The sequence below is a fragment of the Psychrobacter sp. APC 3279 genome (assembly GCF_030407795.1).
GTDB lineage: Bacteria > Pseudomonadota > Gammaproteobacteria > Pseudomonadales > Moraxellaceae > Psychrobacter.
Map to the genome: position 1 here is coordinate 13910 of NZ_JASDCR010000022.1, position 15520 is coordinate 29429.

At 42.2% G+C, this 15520-nt stretch carries 20 protein-coding genes; 7 read left to right on the forward strand and 13 right to left on the reverse strand.

Going from position 1 to position 15520, the window contains the following annotated elements:
• Positions 1-18: 18 nt before the first annotated feature.
• Entirely contained in the window at positions 19-225 is a 207-nt protein-coding gene (locus QL898_RS11730) for a hypothetical protein (RefSeq protein ID WP_290176954.1), read from the reverse strand.
• Between the two features lie 118 nt (positions 226-343).
• Between QL898_RS11730 and QL898_RS11735 the strand changes: the two genes are divergently transcribed.
• From QL898_RS11735 to QL898_RS11745, 3 genes are all read left to right on the forward strand, one after another.
• The gene (locus QL898_RS11735) at positions 344-784 is read left to right on the forward strand and encodes a helix-turn-helix transcriptional regulator (protein ID WP_160021629.1); all 441 of its coding nucleotides are present in this window, start codon (positions 344-346) and stop codon (positions 782-784) included.
• Between the two features lie 218 nt (positions 785-1002).
• Positions 1003-1227: a hypothetical protein gene (locus QL898_RS11740; RefSeq protein WP_290176955.1), complete on the forward strand. Its 225-nt coding sequence runs from the start codon at positions 1003-1005 to the stop codon at positions 1225-1227.
• Complete coding sequence (locus QL898_RS11745) at positions 1220-1792, forward strand: DUF2335 domain-containing protein (protein WP_290176956.1); 573 nt, start codon at positions 1220-1222, stop codon at positions 1790-1792. Before QL898_RS11740 ends, QL898_RS11745 begins: the two co-directional genes overlap by 8 nt.
• A 42-nt stretch (positions 1793-1834) precedes the next feature.
• Here QL898_RS11745 and QL898_RS11750 read toward each other — a convergent pair whose 3' ends face one another.
• Both QL898_RS11750 and QL898_RS11755 read right to left on the reverse strand, forming a co-directional pair.
• Positions 1835-2536: a hypothetical protein gene (locus QL898_RS11750; RefSeq protein ID WP_290176957.1), complete on the reverse strand. Its 702-nt coding sequence runs from the start codon at positions 2534-2536 to the stop codon at positions 1835-1837.
• 191 nt (positions 2537-2727) lie between these two features.
• On the reverse strand, positions 2728-2901 hold the full coding sequence (locus QL898_RS11755; RefSeq protein ID WP_160021631.1) for a hypothetical protein: 174 nt from the start codon (positions 2899-2901) through the stop codon (positions 2728-2730).
• Between the two features lie 124 nt (positions 2902-3025).
• Between QL898_RS11755 and QL898_RS11760 the strand changes: the two genes are divergently transcribed.
• From QL898_RS11760 to QL898_RS11775, 4 genes are all read left to right on the forward strand, one after another.
• Complete coding sequence (locus tag QL898_RS11760) at positions 3026-3328, forward strand: Arc family DNA-binding protein (RefSeq protein WP_160021632.1); 303 nt, start codon at positions 3026-3028, stop codon at positions 3326-3328.
• Between the two features lie 29 nt (positions 3329-3357).
• Positions 3358-3960 carry a hypothetical protein gene (locus QL898_RS11765; protein ID WP_290176958.1) on the forward strand — a complete coding sequence of 201 codons (603 nt, stop codon included), beginning with the start codon at positions 3358-3360 and terminating at the stop codon, positions 3958-3960.
• A 640-nt stretch (positions 3961-4600) separates the two neighbouring features.
• Entirely contained in the window at positions 4601-5803 is a 1203-nt protein-coding gene (locus tag QL898_RS11770) for a nucleoid-associated protein (RefSeq protein WP_290176959.1), read from the forward strand.
• The gene (locus QL898_RS11775) at positions 5781-6992 is read left to right on the forward strand and encodes a hypothetical protein (RefSeq protein WP_290176960.1); all 1212 of its coding nucleotides are present in this window, start codon (positions 5781-5783) and stop codon (positions 6990-6992) included. Before QL898_RS11770 ends, QL898_RS11775 begins: the two co-directional genes overlap by 23 nt.
• 74 nt (positions 6993-7066) lie before the next feature.
• Here QL898_RS11775 and QL898_RS11780 read toward each other — a convergent pair whose 3' ends face one another.
• From QL898_RS11780 to QL898_RS11825, 10 genes are all read right to left on the reverse strand, one after another.
• A complete protein-coding gene (locus QL898_RS11780) occupies positions 7067-8077 on the reverse strand; it encodes a contractile injection system protein, VgrG/Pvc8 family (RefSeq protein WP_290176961.1) in 1011 nt (336 codons plus the stop codon).
• A 287-nt stretch (positions 8078-8364) separates the two neighbouring features.
• On the reverse strand, positions 8365-8790 hold the full coding sequence (locus QL898_RS11785; RefSeq protein ID WP_290176962.1) for a phage tail protein: 426 nt from the start codon (positions 8788-8790) through the stop codon (positions 8365-8367).
• A gap of 20 nt (positions 8791-8810) precedes the next feature.
• Positions 8811-11303 (reverse strand): phage tail tape measure protein, encoded by a 2493-nt coding sequence (locus QL898_RS11790; RefSeq protein ID WP_290176963.1) that lies wholly within the window; start codon positions 11301-11303, stop codon positions 8811-8813.
• 56 nt (positions 11304-11359) lie between these two features.
• The gene (locus QL898_RS11795; RefSeq protein WP_286707787.1) at positions 11360-11476 is read right to left on the reverse strand and encodes a GpE family phage tail protein; all 117 of its coding nucleotides are present in this window, start codon (positions 11474-11476) and stop codon (positions 11360-11362) included.
• Positions 11477-11484: 8 nt separating this feature from the next.
• Positions 11485-11811: a phage tail assembly protein gene (locus tag QL898_RS11800; RefSeq protein ID WP_290176967.1), complete on the reverse strand. Its 327-nt coding sequence runs from the start codon at positions 11809-11811 to the stop codon at positions 11485-11487.
• Positions 11812-11892: 81 nt separating this feature from the next.
• A complete protein-coding gene (locus tag QL898_RS11805; RefSeq protein WP_290176968.1) occupies positions 11893-12420 on the reverse strand; it encodes a phage major tail tube protein in 528 nt (175 codons plus the stop codon).
• Between the two features lie 38 nt (positions 12421-12458).
• Positions 12459-13058, reverse strand: a complete 600-nt coding sequence (locus QL898_RS11810; RefSeq protein ID WP_290176969.1) for a phage tail sheath C-terminal domain-containing protein — start codon at positions 13056-13058, stop codon at positions 12459-12461.
• A 21-nt stretch (positions 13059-13079) separates the two neighbouring features.
• Complete coding sequence (locus tag QL898_RS11815) at positions 13080-13829, reverse strand: BspA family leucine-rich repeat surface protein (protein ID WP_290176970.1); 750 nt, start codon at positions 13827-13829, stop codon at positions 13080-13082.
• Between the two features lie 86 nt (positions 13830-13915).
• On the reverse strand, positions 13916-14470 hold the full coding sequence (locus QL898_RS11820; RefSeq protein ID WP_290176971.1) for a hypothetical protein: 555 nt from the start codon (positions 14468-14470) through the stop codon (positions 13916-13918).
• A 38-nt stretch (positions 14471-14508) separates the two neighbouring features.
• Positions 14509-15510 (reverse strand): phage tail protein, encoded by a 1002-nt coding sequence (locus QL898_RS11825; protein ID WP_290176973.1) that lies wholly within the window; start codon positions 15508-15510, stop codon positions 14509-14511.
• Between the last annotated feature and the right edge of the window lie 10 nt (positions 15511-15520).

The following is a 15520-nucleotide window of genomic DNA, read 5'->3' on the forward strand; positions in this document are numbered from 1 at the left end:
TTCCTTCTGGGTTTGGTTTTAGTGTTGCTTGGACTGCTCTAGCTTTAGACCAGCCTGATAGCGACGGTATGCAACATAGCTCATGGATCGAACTTCATTACCAGCTGTGCTTACCAACTCTTCATGTTCATTTGGCGTTAGCCGTAGCTGTATGGGTTTGCGTTTACCATCTTTTAGATGTGGCAGCTCTCCCTTGGGCGTTGCCTGTAATGTTGTTTCAGTCATTTGGTGGTATCCTATAGCTAATTGAAAGCGTGTTAACGTGGTACGGTTTAATAATACAGTCAAATGAACGTATTTGCAATCATATTATACATTCAAACGAAGATATAAGGGGTGTGCTGTGGAGTCAATAGAAGTGGGGAAGCGCTTAGAAGCAGAGCGTCAGCGTTTGGGCCTTATGGCAGTTGAGGTTTATGAAGAGCCAACTATCAGAATTGCTCAAACAACATATAAAAACTATGAGACAGGTAAGCGTGATATGCCTTCATCATTGCTAATTAAGCTATGGAATATTGGGTTTGATGTGATGTATGTCTTGACTGGTCAGCGTTTAGAGGATATTGCGCTTGATGTAAGATCTCATAAAGATCTGCCGTCATATCATCAGAGATTGATTAATCTACCCGATATACTGGATCTAGAAAGCCCTTCAGATAGGCTGTTGGGTGCGATGTATCACGCAGAGGAAGCGTTGGTACAAGCCGGGGCAAATGCCAATGAAGACTATGACTATAAGATACTGGCAACATTAGGACTGGGTTTGATCGATACAGTCAAATGAATTTATTAACATACTATTTTAAAATATATGATTTTTAATATAATATTTACATACAGATCTCAATAGATTCGTAATATAGCAATGTGATACACTTTAAATATAAGCAATCCTCATTTCTGATAGATTGTTTATATAACATATAGATAAAAAGCTAGGCGTTGTCTCTATCAGAGGCAATGCCCAAAAGCATTTATATATGTAAGAAGGGAGAGATAAATATGAAAACTCAAATCAGAAATAACCGTCGTACCGCGCAATCAAGAAATACAGAAGCGTTTGGTATACAAGATGGTGTAGCTGGTAGCTGGGTCACGCCTAATTATTTAAGAGCAAAGCCTATCGAGTATTCGCCTGGTAGTAAGCAATATTTTGAAAGCGTGGCTCGACAGCTAAATTGTTCTGTAGAAGCATATAAAAGAGAAATGGAAAACTCTTATGGATAGAGAGTCAAAAAATACAGAGCAAGCAGATGCTGTTGCTGAATGTGGTAACGATAATCAACCTGACTATTCTCCTGATAGTCAGGTTGAAGCATCTTTTGCAGATCAAAGTCCAGATGCTCTAACTCAAGGGGCAATGCAAAACTCCATCCAAAATGCTCAGTTCAATATCAATAATCCCATTATGCCTGCAAAGGAAATGGCACTGCTTGAAGAAGCTCACGTTGGCGCTATCGATAGAATATTGTCAATGGGTGAACGTGAGCAGGCCTTTACTCACCAAGTCCAAGAGCGATTACAAGGAGAGCATATCCGACTCAATGATAGAAATATCGAAATGAGCAAGGAGCAAACCACATTAACCAATAAAAAAGTAAATTTAACGGTAGTATTGATAGTTTTGATAGTTGCCAGTGCTGTAGGCCTATTTGCTTTCGATAAAATTGTAGGAGGGGTGCTACTTATTGCTCTTGCTGCGGCTATTGCTATTATTTTCGTATTAGGACAGTCGCCAGATAGCTTGTTCGGTATTTTCCGAGCTTCGCCACCGCCACCGGCAGAGGAATAAAAAACCAGTCACTAGGACTGGTTTTTTTGTGCAATTAAATTATTAGAACGCATTGTCTGACATATCTTTTTGACTGTGTACTAAGTCCAGTAGGTCGCTGCTGGTCATGCTGATACGGGCATTCGGGTCTGCTACATGCAGTGTCTCTGCCATGTCAATAATGATGGCTCGCAAAGATTGAATGGTATCTTGCTGCTCTATATGGCTTTCCTCAAGGTACATAGCTCTTTCTATCCATCGCCGACTGGCATCGCATTTGTCTATCTCGTCTGCTTCTTCGTTAAAAGTAACTTGAGATAGTTCAAGCGCAATCTGGTCTGTCTTAGATTTAGGTAGTGGCGTTGCCTTATTAGACTGGTCATATTCTAATCGTATTGCTTCAATTCGTTGATCATCTATTTCTGAGCGAAAAGGTACGGGAGATGGCAAAATTAGTTTTGGCTCTGCTAAGTCGCAGAGCGCTTCAATAATTTCCATATGTGTAATGAGTTTGCCACAATGTGCGTTGATGAGCTGTTGTACCTGATTGATGTCAAGCGTAATAATACTTATATGGTTAGGTGTATGATCAGTTTTGATACTGTACTGACGTTCACTAACAAATAGTGCATTAAATAAATTATGCAAAATACTTGCATGGCTTTCACTAATGTCAGTTTTCATTATCCAAGCTGCAGGAGAGTCTGTTTTGGTTAGCGTTGCAACTTCATCGATAGTTTCTTGTGCTGTGTTATACTGTGACATACTGATTAGCTCCTCGAGCTGATTGGTTAAAAGAGTTAACTTTGATCAAGTTGATTTCTTTTGTGGTGAAGGCAGACCGGTTACTTTGGCGAGTGCGGTTTGCCTTTTTTATACGCTGACATAATTGCAAATGACGATGCAGCAACTGCTGACCACGCATATAAGTATTGATCTGCTGGGTAGTATTAGGTTTATTTAACATTGCCGTCTTCTTTTTGTTGTTTAATCATTGCTTGCTCAAGGTGCATATGCATTTCAGTAGCTAATGTGCGATAATTTTTAGCTGCATTGTCTTTGAGCCATTGGTGTAGATCTTTAGACATTCTCAGTTTGTAAGATGAAGGACGACTGCGATTAACTTCCATAACTAAAACCTTGTTTGAGTAAATTAAAAACATATCCACTGGATATGTTTTAAGATTATACCCAGTGGATATTATTGTCAATACCCACTGGGTGTGGAATACTGACTTTATTTTGAGAGTGTCTATGACTGACCAACATACAACGGTTCAATACCAGCTTCGATTACCTGAAGAGTTAAGAGATAAAATAAAAAAATCCGCAAAGGCGCATAGTCGATCTATGAACGCTGATATTGTTGCCCGTCTTGAATCTAGTTTTGCGATAAATGAAGTATATTTCCCTGGGTATATACCTGGTTATGACAGTGGCGAACGTTATACTATCGGCAATGATTTGTTTGATGAAGCTGGATTAACTAAAGAAGAATTTGTTGAGTTTGTTCGTCTATTCATTAAGAAAGGTCTACATGAAGAAGGGAATAAATAACTGTGATTTACTTTAGGAAAGAATTTTTTGTGGGAGTTTTGGCACTTGGCGTGATTGGCTGTAGTGATCCTGAACCTCAAGTCATCGATATGAACGAGGTTGCCGCAGAAGCTGGACTGTCAGAAGATGATTACGTTGTTCATGAAAATGGGGCAATTGAGGTCAAAGGGTCTGAAGATAATTCAACGGCAGAGAACAAGGTTTTATGGTATCAAGATGATTTAAGCGAGCCTGTTGATAATGTGGGCATGCTTGATGGGAAAGCTATTTTAGCAAGTGCTGGGTTAGAACCTGATGAAATAGAAGAGTCTGTTGACCATGAAGGGGAACCAAAAAAACTTTATATCATCACTGACGAAACACCCTTGTCTGCTTGGTTCTCTCATAGCTCGAACGGCATTGCTTTGAACTGGTATCAGTACTCAGATAAGCCTAAAACTACCGAATATAGCCAACAAAGTCTAAAAGATGCTTATAAATTGGCTAGGGCCATGGCAGGTCGTGAGGGTGCGGATGCAGTTATGTACTTGTCAAATGGTGGTAAATACCGTAGTAAACCAGTAGGTGGGCATCCAGCTACCGGCCAATGCAATAATGGAATTTGCTTCATGCACATAGACCTAATGAACTAAACCCCAGCCTCGTACTTAATGCCAGTACTATAACCCCTGTCTGATAGGTCATGTGTCACTTCTACGACTGTTCACTGATGCTCATCGATATATGGTCTAAAGCCTCGCACCGTCACAGGAATGTTTGCAGTAATATCAGGACGCGCTATTGCTAACGTCAAATCAAAGCTCGCCACTTGGCGGGCTTTTTTATTTGGGCTTGCTTTTAACTAATATTGTCCTCTGTTGTATTTTGTCAGGCTTAACGGTTGAGTGAACAGAAGTCAAATATTCATTGCTGAAAGCGTGTCATAGTGATATGGTTTTGATATTCTGACACTAATAAGGCACAAGGAATCATAAACTAAAATGAAAGACTTTTTTCTGGATATATGGTGCGCAATTCAGCATTCCCTAATGTATTCGTTTCGAGGTGCAGCTGCGGCTTCAGTTGTACTTTTAGTGACGGTTTTTATTGATTATATGATGCCTAGAGAGGTTGCTTTTCTTAATAATTATTATATCTCGTTAGAGCCGTACCATTTGGCCTTATATGCTATAGGTGGTATATATGCCTTGCGAATTTTCATCGTCACTTGGATAAAAGACTATAGACGTGAATATCTCCCTCGCTGGTTGTTAGGCTAAAGGCTAATAAAAAATGATTACAATACATGCTGCAGTAATTCACGAGTTAAAAAAATCCCATCATACTAGAGGTCCTGAAAGCGTCGAGGTTATCAGTAGGAATGGCCTACATCAACATGACCCGCTACTAAAACAATTTGTTGATAGAATTGACCTCGATGCTCGAACTGCACTTAGAGCATCATCTAAATGTTCTATTTTTACTAAAGATGATACTTTTGGTCAGGTAGCTTCTAACTATTTTGCAAGTAATGAAACTTACGAATTGGACATAAATAATTACTTAGATTTATCTATTGAGTTAGTTAAAGCTTTAAGCGTACAAATGTCCAAAACATCAGCCGCTACAGGTGGCCATATACCTATCTTATGGTATTCAAGGGATGATACTGAATACCTTTTGATAGGTTTAGTAAATCCGTCTAGTGGATTCACAATTGATCTTAATGGAGTTATTGTTGGAAACACAAATATTGATAAAGAAGCATTACGGTTTTCACTACGTATAGAGTTAGCTAATCTAGCTCAACACCATAGTTTTGTCACAGATCCAGATGCAAATATTCAAGAAGCAGATTTATTACCTTATGCAAGGTGGACCAAAAAAAGTAACGACATTGCTCATTACTTTCAAGAGTATTTACCTATAGATGAATTACTAAATAATGGTGAACTAACTAGACTTTATATTAATCTATTTGATGAGTACTTAAAGCATATAATTCCTGATGATTCACCTCATGAGCATAAAAGAGTTAGGTTCGCAATCAAGCAGGAAGTCTATCGTAAGATGGAAGAGAGAAGAGGGGCAGAGCAGCCAGTCAGAGTAGAAGAAGATATTGTGCCTATTTTTAATGCTATGAGAGAGTCTTATCCCAGCGTGTTCGAGAGTTATGAAGAGATAACTCCGTATCACCAATTTTGCGAAGATAATGATTATGAGAACTATGATTCAATTTTCAATCCACAGAAAGCAAGCTTAGATGAGGTACTTAACGTAAGTATTTCAATCGGAGATAATTTGACCATAAGAGGCTCTAAAGAGGGTTTAGCTGCTACGACACGCGTTGTCGTGTGTTTTGATGCTGATGAAAATCAAAGCTATAAACTTATATCAGATATGACTCCAGACCAGTATAATAAGCTTAAAGAAAAAATACCCGAAATCGACACTCAACTTGAAGATTTTACAGATGATGACATCGATACTCCATAGTCTTGAAGGTCTTGCTCAACGTTCTAAGAATGTTGAGTACTTACCCTTGGGGTTTGGAGGAGAGTATTTAATTAATACACCACAGGACCTAGAACTTCTATTAGAAATTCAAAAAGACCCCTCTTTGAGTATTAAGTTCGATTTTAAACCATTACCAGCAAAAGAAGACTTCACTTTAAAAAAATCGTATACATTCAAGATTACAGTAAAGATACCACAAACTAAAAGTAACTTTTTTTCTACTCCAGATTATTTGATAGATTATATTCTCGGAGAAAAAGAGGTTATCGATTGGTCAAAAAAAATAGTTTTACCGTTTAGCGAGGTTTTTTATAGTGATGTTTGTAAATATAAATCGTATTTTATATATTTAAATAGACTTGTGGTTCTATATAAAAAATATGCTTACTGGGACTCGGTACGAATCGTTCTCTTTACAGATAAGCCTTTTATAATTCCTTTGAGAAAAGAAAAGATATCTTTTGATAAACTTGAAAAATGCTTCGCTGATATTGATATTAGTAAGTTTAAAGATTCGATAGAATATCTAGAAGATTTTTTAGACAATGAGACTATTGAGAAACATAAAAAAGAGAAACAATCTATATTTATAATTGAATCATCTAAAGTTTTAGGATCTCAGGTAAATACTCGATTCTATAGTCTTGTTAAAGAAATTGGTGAGATAGAAGACTCAGTAGATAAGTCTTTTAAAATATACTTAGAAAATTTTAGCTATAAAAAGTTAGAACTAGAATTAAAGAAAGATTTAGATTATTTTATTAAGTCTATCAATGACTCAATAGGTGCGCTACAAAGTCAGGCTCTAGGGTTACCAGTGGCTGTTGCATTAACTCAATTTAGTAAGGTCGGTAGCGAATCTACAAGTAGTTCTTTGCTATATACTCCGTATTTGGCGCTCATTGCTTTTAGCGTTTTTGTGGCTTTCAATGTCTATCAACAAGATTTACAAGTTCAATATTCAAAAGCCTCTATAGATAGGTTCTTCAAGAAAGAGTCAGTTAGTTCTATTGTAAATACAGATACTTCATTGAATTCAATGAGAAAGTTAATTAATAAGCGTATACGGATAATCAATATTTATATGCTTTCGATCCTTATATTAGCTATATTAGTAATAGTATATTCTCTATATGAACTCGGATTACTAGCGTGGACACCAAGTTGATTAAAGCCCCTCTATTACTTGCGAGTAAATTGTATTGTGAGCTTATTTTTAAAGTATATGTATGTCTGTAAATATTAAACCAGCCCAGCCTCGCATTTAATACCAGTACTATAACCACTGCCTGATAGGTCATGTGTCACTTCTACGACCGTCCATTGATGTTGATCGATATAAGGTCTAAAACCTCTCACTATCGCAGGGCTATCAGCAATAATATCAGGACGTGCTACTGCTAACGTCAAATCAAAGCTCGCCACTTGGCGGGCTTTTTTGTTGGCGCTCGCTTTTGCCTTGGATACTGCCTCTGATTTACTCTTAGCGGGTTTGGTTAGTACATGAGACTTGTCATTGGGTAGGGCCTCTAGTGGCTTGGATTTACCATCTTTGACGCTGATATGCTTAGTCTTACCAGTTTTATCATCATGATAGCTCGATGTCGTCTCGTCATAGTCGCTGGTACGATCGGCGCGACTATAACGATGACTGTCCCCAGACTGACGAGTGATAGTGACTGTTCCCAATGCCGCCCCTGAAGGTGATCTTGCATTGGCAATCGGTTTGATAATCAGCCGCCCAGCCTTAATCGTACACATCAAATCATGATCATCACAAAGCCTGGTCAATAGATTGATATCACTCTCACGGTGCTGATCGATATGATCGATCATTATTGCTGACACTGCATTATCAATGGCCAATATCAAGTCATGACGTTTGGCCACACTCGACGCTATTTCACCAAGCTTGTGCTGATGATAGCTATCACTGCGTTTTACCTTCAATGATGACTTGAAATCGGCTGACTTGGCGCGGATCTGAAGCTGGTCAGGTGTGCCACTGTGCTCTGCTTGGTCAATGGTAAATGTGCCTTTATCTATCATGTCGCCAGTCTCTGGCATCGCAAGCCAAAGCCGTATCTTGTTGCCGTCCTTAGGTAGTGGCAATGCACCGTCATGGTCAGATAATGTGATGGATAGCTCATCTGCTTCTGTGCCGCGCTTGTCTGTCATCGATAGACTGATGAGACGCTTTTCGACTTGCGCGGTGCGATCAATGCCTTCAATCTTGAGTTTGAATAGATTCATGTTAGCTTTTCCATGCAATGATAAGTTCTGGTAGTTGCCATAAAATAATGAACAACGATATGAAAAAAGCGATACCTAAGAGCGTTTTAGGTAAGCCATAGTGTTCGACACAAAGATGCATAATTTCCAGTCCAAGAGTAAATAAATCTGTCATAACTTAAGTTCCTATCAAAGATTAGATAGGACTAGGTTAAATCAGCTTTAAAACGTCTCTTAGGGGGTGTTCCACATCCATCTTCTTACATTTTTTATGTGGAACAGGGGTCTATACGTTATTTGAATGTGTGTTATACGTCCGCTCGATCCTGATCTAAGATGGCTACTTGCTCACGCTCGCTATCATCTGCCAGTTTGAGTGCTAAGCTAAAGCTAATTTTACGGCCAGTACCATCAGATAGTAGATGTGATTCAGTCTCGCTGATATCAGTGATATAGCACATGCCGTAGTAGTAACCGTTGCCTTTCATGAGCGCGTAGGTCTTACCAGTCGCCGCCATGTCTCGCAACTCATCTAATGAGACGATGCCCTTCGTGATCTCTGGATAGAGCGTACCAGACAGTGATATGTCGTCGTTATCTTGGCCAATATACTGCATATGTGGTCTGGTGCCGACAGCGTTGCCGGTACCAAAACGATAACCAGACTTGCGCGATATCTCATCAAATGCCGCGCTGGTGGTCTCAAATACAAACAATCCTAAACTGGCTAACATAAAATAATCCTTATATGCCCTTAATCAATATCAGATAAGCGGCTACGCTCACGTGCCATTTGATTGCGTTGTTCTGCTGCCAATGCGCGCTGGACTTCACGCGCTACGGCTTGCGGATCGGTTGCACCATGAATGTTTATAGTGATATTGCCACTGCTCATACCGCCCATCATCGCCATACTAGACTGACCGCGAGGTGGCAAGATAGATTTTCGGCTGTCGATACTGATCGGTGCATAATCATTGATTTGGCCAGCGATAGATTTGGTTGCACTGACGGGAATACCAGCATTGGATAATATGCCACGTCCTAAGCCTTGCATCATATAACCGCCATAGCTGTCAAAGACTCGGCTAGGGCTGTGAATGTCCATCCCTTTTGAACCCGTAAATGCATCCTTGATACGTCCAACGATATTGCTGATTGAATTGATAACCGCTTGCGCCCTGCCTAAGATGCCGTTTTTTAGTCCTTCGAGCATATTGGCGCCGTACTGCCTAAAAGTAGCTCCTAATCCAGCCAAGTAACCCCAAACGGCAGCAAATGCGGTCATGAATGACGCGACTGGATTGAAATTAGATATGAAGGATCTAAGTGCCTGAATACCCATATTAAATATGGCTTTGATACGTTCCCAAAGCGCCGCAAACATCGGCCCTAGTGTGTCCCAGTTCTTATAAATGGTAAAAGCCAGTACTGCTAATGCTAGGCACAGTGCCAAAATAGGGTTTGCCATTAGCGTGAGCGTCAATGCTCTGACAGCACCACCAATCATACCGAATGCTTTGGCCAACAACCCCAACGGTGTCAGTGTCGTTGGTAGCCCCATCGTGATCAGTGATGCACGTAGTAGTGCCATAGGTCCTAGGATGGTTAGCATGATTGCGCCCAGACCACCAATGACGACTGCACCAATGGCTAACGTGGCGAACATTGTCCCTAGTACTGACATTAGCTGTGGATGAGCATTGGCGAACGCGGTCAAACGTTGGGTCATCGCCGTAATAGACTGAATGAACTCACGTAGCGCACCGCCGTTGGCATTAAAAATAGAGGTTCTAAGGGCATCAATGGCCGACGTCATCGCTTTGTAGTCACCTGTTGTATTGTCGCCCATCGTTTTTGACAATCCAGCGGCTTCTCCTTGAGCGTTTTGCAAGTCAGTGATTAATGTTTGTAACTTGCCATTGCCAGCTTCAGCAACCAAGACAGCTAAAGCGCCACCGGCTTCTTCTCCCGCAATGCCTTTGAACAATTCTGATTGTTCTGCATTACCCAAATTTTTACTTTTATCGTGAATCTCTTTTAATATATCTGGCATTTGTCGCAAGTTACCATTTGCATCGGAGGTCTTAATACCTAGTCTATCAAGTGCCTCAATCGTCGCTTTTGGGCCAGCGGCCATTCTGGACATAATAGCCCGCATAGCTGTACCGGCCATACTCGCTTGGATACCTGCATCGCCCAACTTACCAGCCATTGCTGCTGATTGCTCTAATGACACACCTAGTAGTGCGGCGCCTGGTGCGGCATACTTCATGGTTTCGCCAAGCATTTCAATATTTGTGTTTGAACGGGTAAAAGTACCTGCCAATACATCGCCAAGCTTACTCATTTTAGAGGGATCGATCTTCATGCCTGAGAGAATATTCGACGCGATATCAGCTGTTCGGTCTAACTCCATGCCACCAGCTAAAGCAAGATCAAGCATCCCTGGCATAGCAGCTTTCACAGACTCAGGAGTAAAACCAGCCATTGCTAAGAACGTCTGTCCAGCCGCGGCATCGGCTGACGTAAAGCTGGTAGACGCTCCTAGCTCTTTAGCTTGTGCAACAAGCGCTTGATACTGTGGACTGTTTTTATCTAGACGAGTGACCGCCTGAACTTTACTCAGGTTCTGTTCTAATTCAATACCTGGCTGAATGAACCGTGCGCCGGCATAGGTTGCTGCTGCACCGCCTACGGCCAGTCCTAGGGCTTTGTTTCGCATATCGCCCATTTGCTGTGATTGACGTTCAAGCTGTCGTACCTCGTTCATCCGTCGGCGCTGTTCTGCCAACTGCTGATTGGTGCGCTCGATATTACGCGCAAGATCACGCTCATGGTCTGATAGCCGACCTGTATCTATCCCTGCATCTGATAAACGACCACGTAGCTGCTGTAAATGCTGCCGTTGACTATCAAGGCGAGCATTCAAACGCTGAGACTCACGCCCTGCAGCCTCGAATTGACGTACCAAGGCGGCGCTAGGATTGGCCGCATCGCGCATTTGTTGCTCTAACTGCTGTAGTCGGGCACGGCTACGAACAGCGGCCTCTGAGGTATCAGCTAGCGCTTGTTTTTGTTGTCGGAAACTATTGATCAAACCTTGCTGTGACTGAAGTTTACGCGCTGCTTGTGCTGTCTCACCAAACTGACGACCTAAGCGATCGGCTTGGCTACTGAGTGAGCGCATGGGTGCAGTCATGCGGTCGATAAGTTCTATCTGTGCTCGAAAGCTTAGGTCTGCCATGTATTTGCGCCCACTTTATTGTTGATATCAATGATTCTTATTTTGTCCTGGTTCCCTCATTCATCAGGGTTGTTACGGATACGCGCTCGTTCACGCCAATCAGCAAGCTCTTCGATAGTCATGTGATACATCGCTTCTGGTGTCCAGCCGAACACCAAGGCGATATCTGCCATGCAGTCCTCTACGCGGTTGGGATAGCTGCGGTTTCGGCTTGCAACTGATGTTTCGCTTTGGTAAAAAAACCTGCAATAGTTAACCCCACATCCATCAAATCAGCGGCGTCCATATTTTTAACTTCATGCTCATGAATAACCGGATTGCTGATACGAGGAAGTACCATGGCTAGGGCATCGACTTTGGCCATTGAAATATCGATTAACGATTGGCCACGCAAGTCACCACCCATCGGACGACGCAGGGTAAATTCTTTAATCTCTTTTTGCTTGTCGCCAGTACCGCGAATGATAGGGTAGTCTAGTTCGATAGTCGGCATTTCTACGTTGCTCATGGTGTATCCTTAATTAGTCGTTTTAATAAGTTTTTTAATCAAATAGGTGTCTGGTTTGGCCACTTAATTTGTATGATCAGTTTAGATGGTGGTAAACATTCCCATTGCTTCACGGATCTCTTTTAGTCGGTCTTCGCCATTGACGATACACTTCATGGCCATGGCATCAATTTCAATGATGTCTTCACCGTCTACGACCAGCTTGTAGTAGGCAAGCGCATACTTGAATGACTCTTCTGTGTCGTCGCCTAGCTTGGCGCTACCGGGGTCGATCTCTTCTAAGCGACCACGGCAATAGATATCGACCGCTGACACACTGCAGTCATCATCACGCTGATACGCACCTGAATAAGACAAGACGACCTTATCAATACCAGCACGCGCAAAGTCGCGATACAAATCTGCTTCATGACCACCGCACTTGATGGTCATCTCCATGGCTTCTTGGCCCAAGTCAACTTTGACCGGCATATCCATACCACCAGCGCGATACTCTTCGAGCACGCGAGTCAGTTTAGGCAGCTCAATCTCTGGGATCTGACCTTGATAGCGCTTTTGGTTACCAAGGCCTTTGTAGGCCATGAAGTTCTTTAATTTACGAGGTAACATAGGGTTTCCTTTTTAGTAATAGGGTCGTCAGGTGGCTATTAGGCCGCTGCTGCTACCAAGTCGGCAAAGTTGACCAGGTATGTATCAGTGATCGTCTGATTCAGGTTCAAGTTTTCGAGGTTAGGTACTGGGGTAAAGTCATAATCTAGATACAGCTTGCCTTGCATGAGCAGCGTTTCGCTGTTTAGCTCGTTGTTGTACCAGCACTTTGCACCGATTAAATAACCGAAGTTAACCATCTCCTGCAGCTTGGCATTGATGGCACGAATGATGTCACGCACAGTCGTTGGTGATAGCGGCTGATCGATAAACTGAAAGCAGCCATTGATAATGGTATCGAGCAAAAACTGTGAGGTGCGCACGACTGGCTCAAACATATACTCAGGCTGATCAGAGCAAGTATGACTGCCCCAGAATCTAAAGCCGTTGTGTTGAATGAGACTGGTCACGTCATTCGCGTTTAGGTATCCGACCTCAGTATCTGGGTCTTCTAGATCCCAGGTACGTGGATATTTGATGCCACTAACAGTATCAATGGCAACGTTGGACAGCGACTTGACGAAACTATACTGGTTCGTCTTGTCTAAGTGAGCGCGTAGAGCTGCGGCCACGGCGATGATTGGAGTTACTTGGGTCATGTGGTGTCCTTAATTGATTAATTAAACTGCTAGGTTTTCCCCGCGTGGGCATGTACCCCAAACTGGACTCTTAAAAGGTGCACTAGGTTTAGAGTTACCTAAAAAGGCGATTGGCGTGGATGTTATATTGGTTACACACCACATTGACAAATCGCTTTTGAGACTTACACAGTCAAAAACCATTGAATTCATATTGGTTACATTACTAACATTCCATCCGCTAATATCTTGGTTGAATAAATTGCATCTTGCCAACATTGATGATAATGAGGTTACATTGCTAACATCCCATCCACTAATATCTTGATTAAAAAGCTCACAACCTTGCAACATGGATGCCATACTGGTTACATTACTAACATCCCATCCGCTAATATCTTGGTTGAATAAATTGCTTCCATAAAACATAGAAGATAACGAGGTTACATAATCAGGCAAAGTGCTAGGTACAACCAAATTAGTATTATGTAAATTAAACCTATTATTAGTAACCTCGCTTGAAAAACTAACAACTCTCACGCTACCATCCACAGTGGTAGGATCTGCTGTGCGTCTTAATTTCACTGAATACGCGCCACCAGAAAACTCGTATGTCTTATTAAGCCCTACACTTGCTAAGGTTATTTCGTGTGAGATGTTTAAAGGGTCTTCGTTATTTGTAATTAAACTTATTCCTGTAGATATAAAACCGCTAGAATCAACAACTTTAATACCCGACTCCTTGATCTCCCATTCACCGGTGGGTTTATAGATAACAATATCTATCGGCAACTCATTACTGCCTGAATTTCTTGTAGTGGTAAATACAAGCGGTACACCGACAGCCTCCTGAGGTGGGGTGATATTCTCAGGAGGCGCTACGGCTTTCCCGGCTCACCAAAACCCCCTTCAATTAGCATCAACTCGCGAGCCGCAAACGTATCGCGATAAGCGACAATATCTTCTTTGGCCGTAATCAAGGTACCGTCTTCAGCTCGCGGCGACGCATACACAAATGCGCGGCGCTTTTTGGCGATCTCAATCAGCTTACGTGTCATATCTGGCGTATCAATTTCAGGCGCGATCAAGATTTTAGGCGTCACGCCAAGACGGGATTGGCAGCTCAGTAGCGTATCCACTATTGTTAGGTCAACAGGCTCAGATACTCGCAATACGACCACACTTGTATTTTGGATAGATTTAATCGTACGTAAGCATTGATGCAATAACTGGTCATCGCTACCTGCGTTAGCGACATCAGTCGTGGTAATGCCAGTCAGTAGTACTGGTGTATCAAGAGGATAAGCGGTGTCATCAGCGTCAGCGCTAGTACTGATAAGTGCTATCGTGCTTGTGCTAACGGACTTGATAATTGGCGTGATATTGCTGGTCTCAGTAGCAGTGACGCCGTGATGGTAAGTAGTTGATGCCATGGTCTAGATCCTTTTTTTGTCCAAAATAAATAATTTTTTTAAGCAGTACGTAACCACTTGCCGACCACTTTTGATGGCTGAATGTTGTTGTGAGGTTGGTCGCCACCTGCCTCACCTACGTAACCAGTTTCATAGGTGCCCGTGATATCGACAGCTCTATCAGTTTCCTGTGAGTCATCATGAGCAATTTTAGTTCTAGTGGATATGCCCAACGTATGGCCGTGACTTGGCGACTCGTCAAGCGTTAGCGTGTGCTCGTTTTTACCAAACTCATTGCCGATAGTTTTATAGTCAGATGGATCATCAGCTTTGGTTGATAGGCCTACTAGCGTGCGACCTTCTGCGAACCGCTCCCATGTACCATAGCCGTGATGGGTAGCCACAGCATCCGCACCCAAATGATTGAGGGTGGTCTGGTAGATATCGCCGACTTTATACGGCTGTAAACCTAAAAGCCCCGTGATGCCTTCCTCTATCTCGTCTATACGATCTGACAGTAATTGAAACTGGGTAGCCATAAGCTCATCCTGTAATTGATTGATAATATCGTGTAATTCACTCACTAAAGATTTCAAAGCAAAACGGTCAGTGACCCAATCGCGAGTAGCGACGACCACATTGCCATCCATTTCGATAACGACAGTCGCGAGGTTATCCGCAGTAATCGTAAATATAAGCTCCATGTCACCACCAGCGCCTTCAGTGAGCGTTGGGCGATAACCACCGTGAAAGTTACCCACATAAACAAGCTTGCCGCTACTATCGGTAATTCCCACTTCATGTAAGTTAAAGCCACCTACATTGGACGGGACAACTGCAGATACTTCAGCCGTCGTGTCATTGACGATCTTGATAGAGGTTACGGCTACTTTTGCTCTTTGATTCACCAGGCTAGTCTGAATCAAACGCGAATCAGGTAAATACGGCTGATCGTTAGCGTCACCTAATACCACATCTGTTAATGCAAGCTGTGAACCAGCTTGGGCATTGGCAATAAATGACTTGCCATAGTCAGTGAGTAATACATAGTAGTTGGCCATTACTGTTACC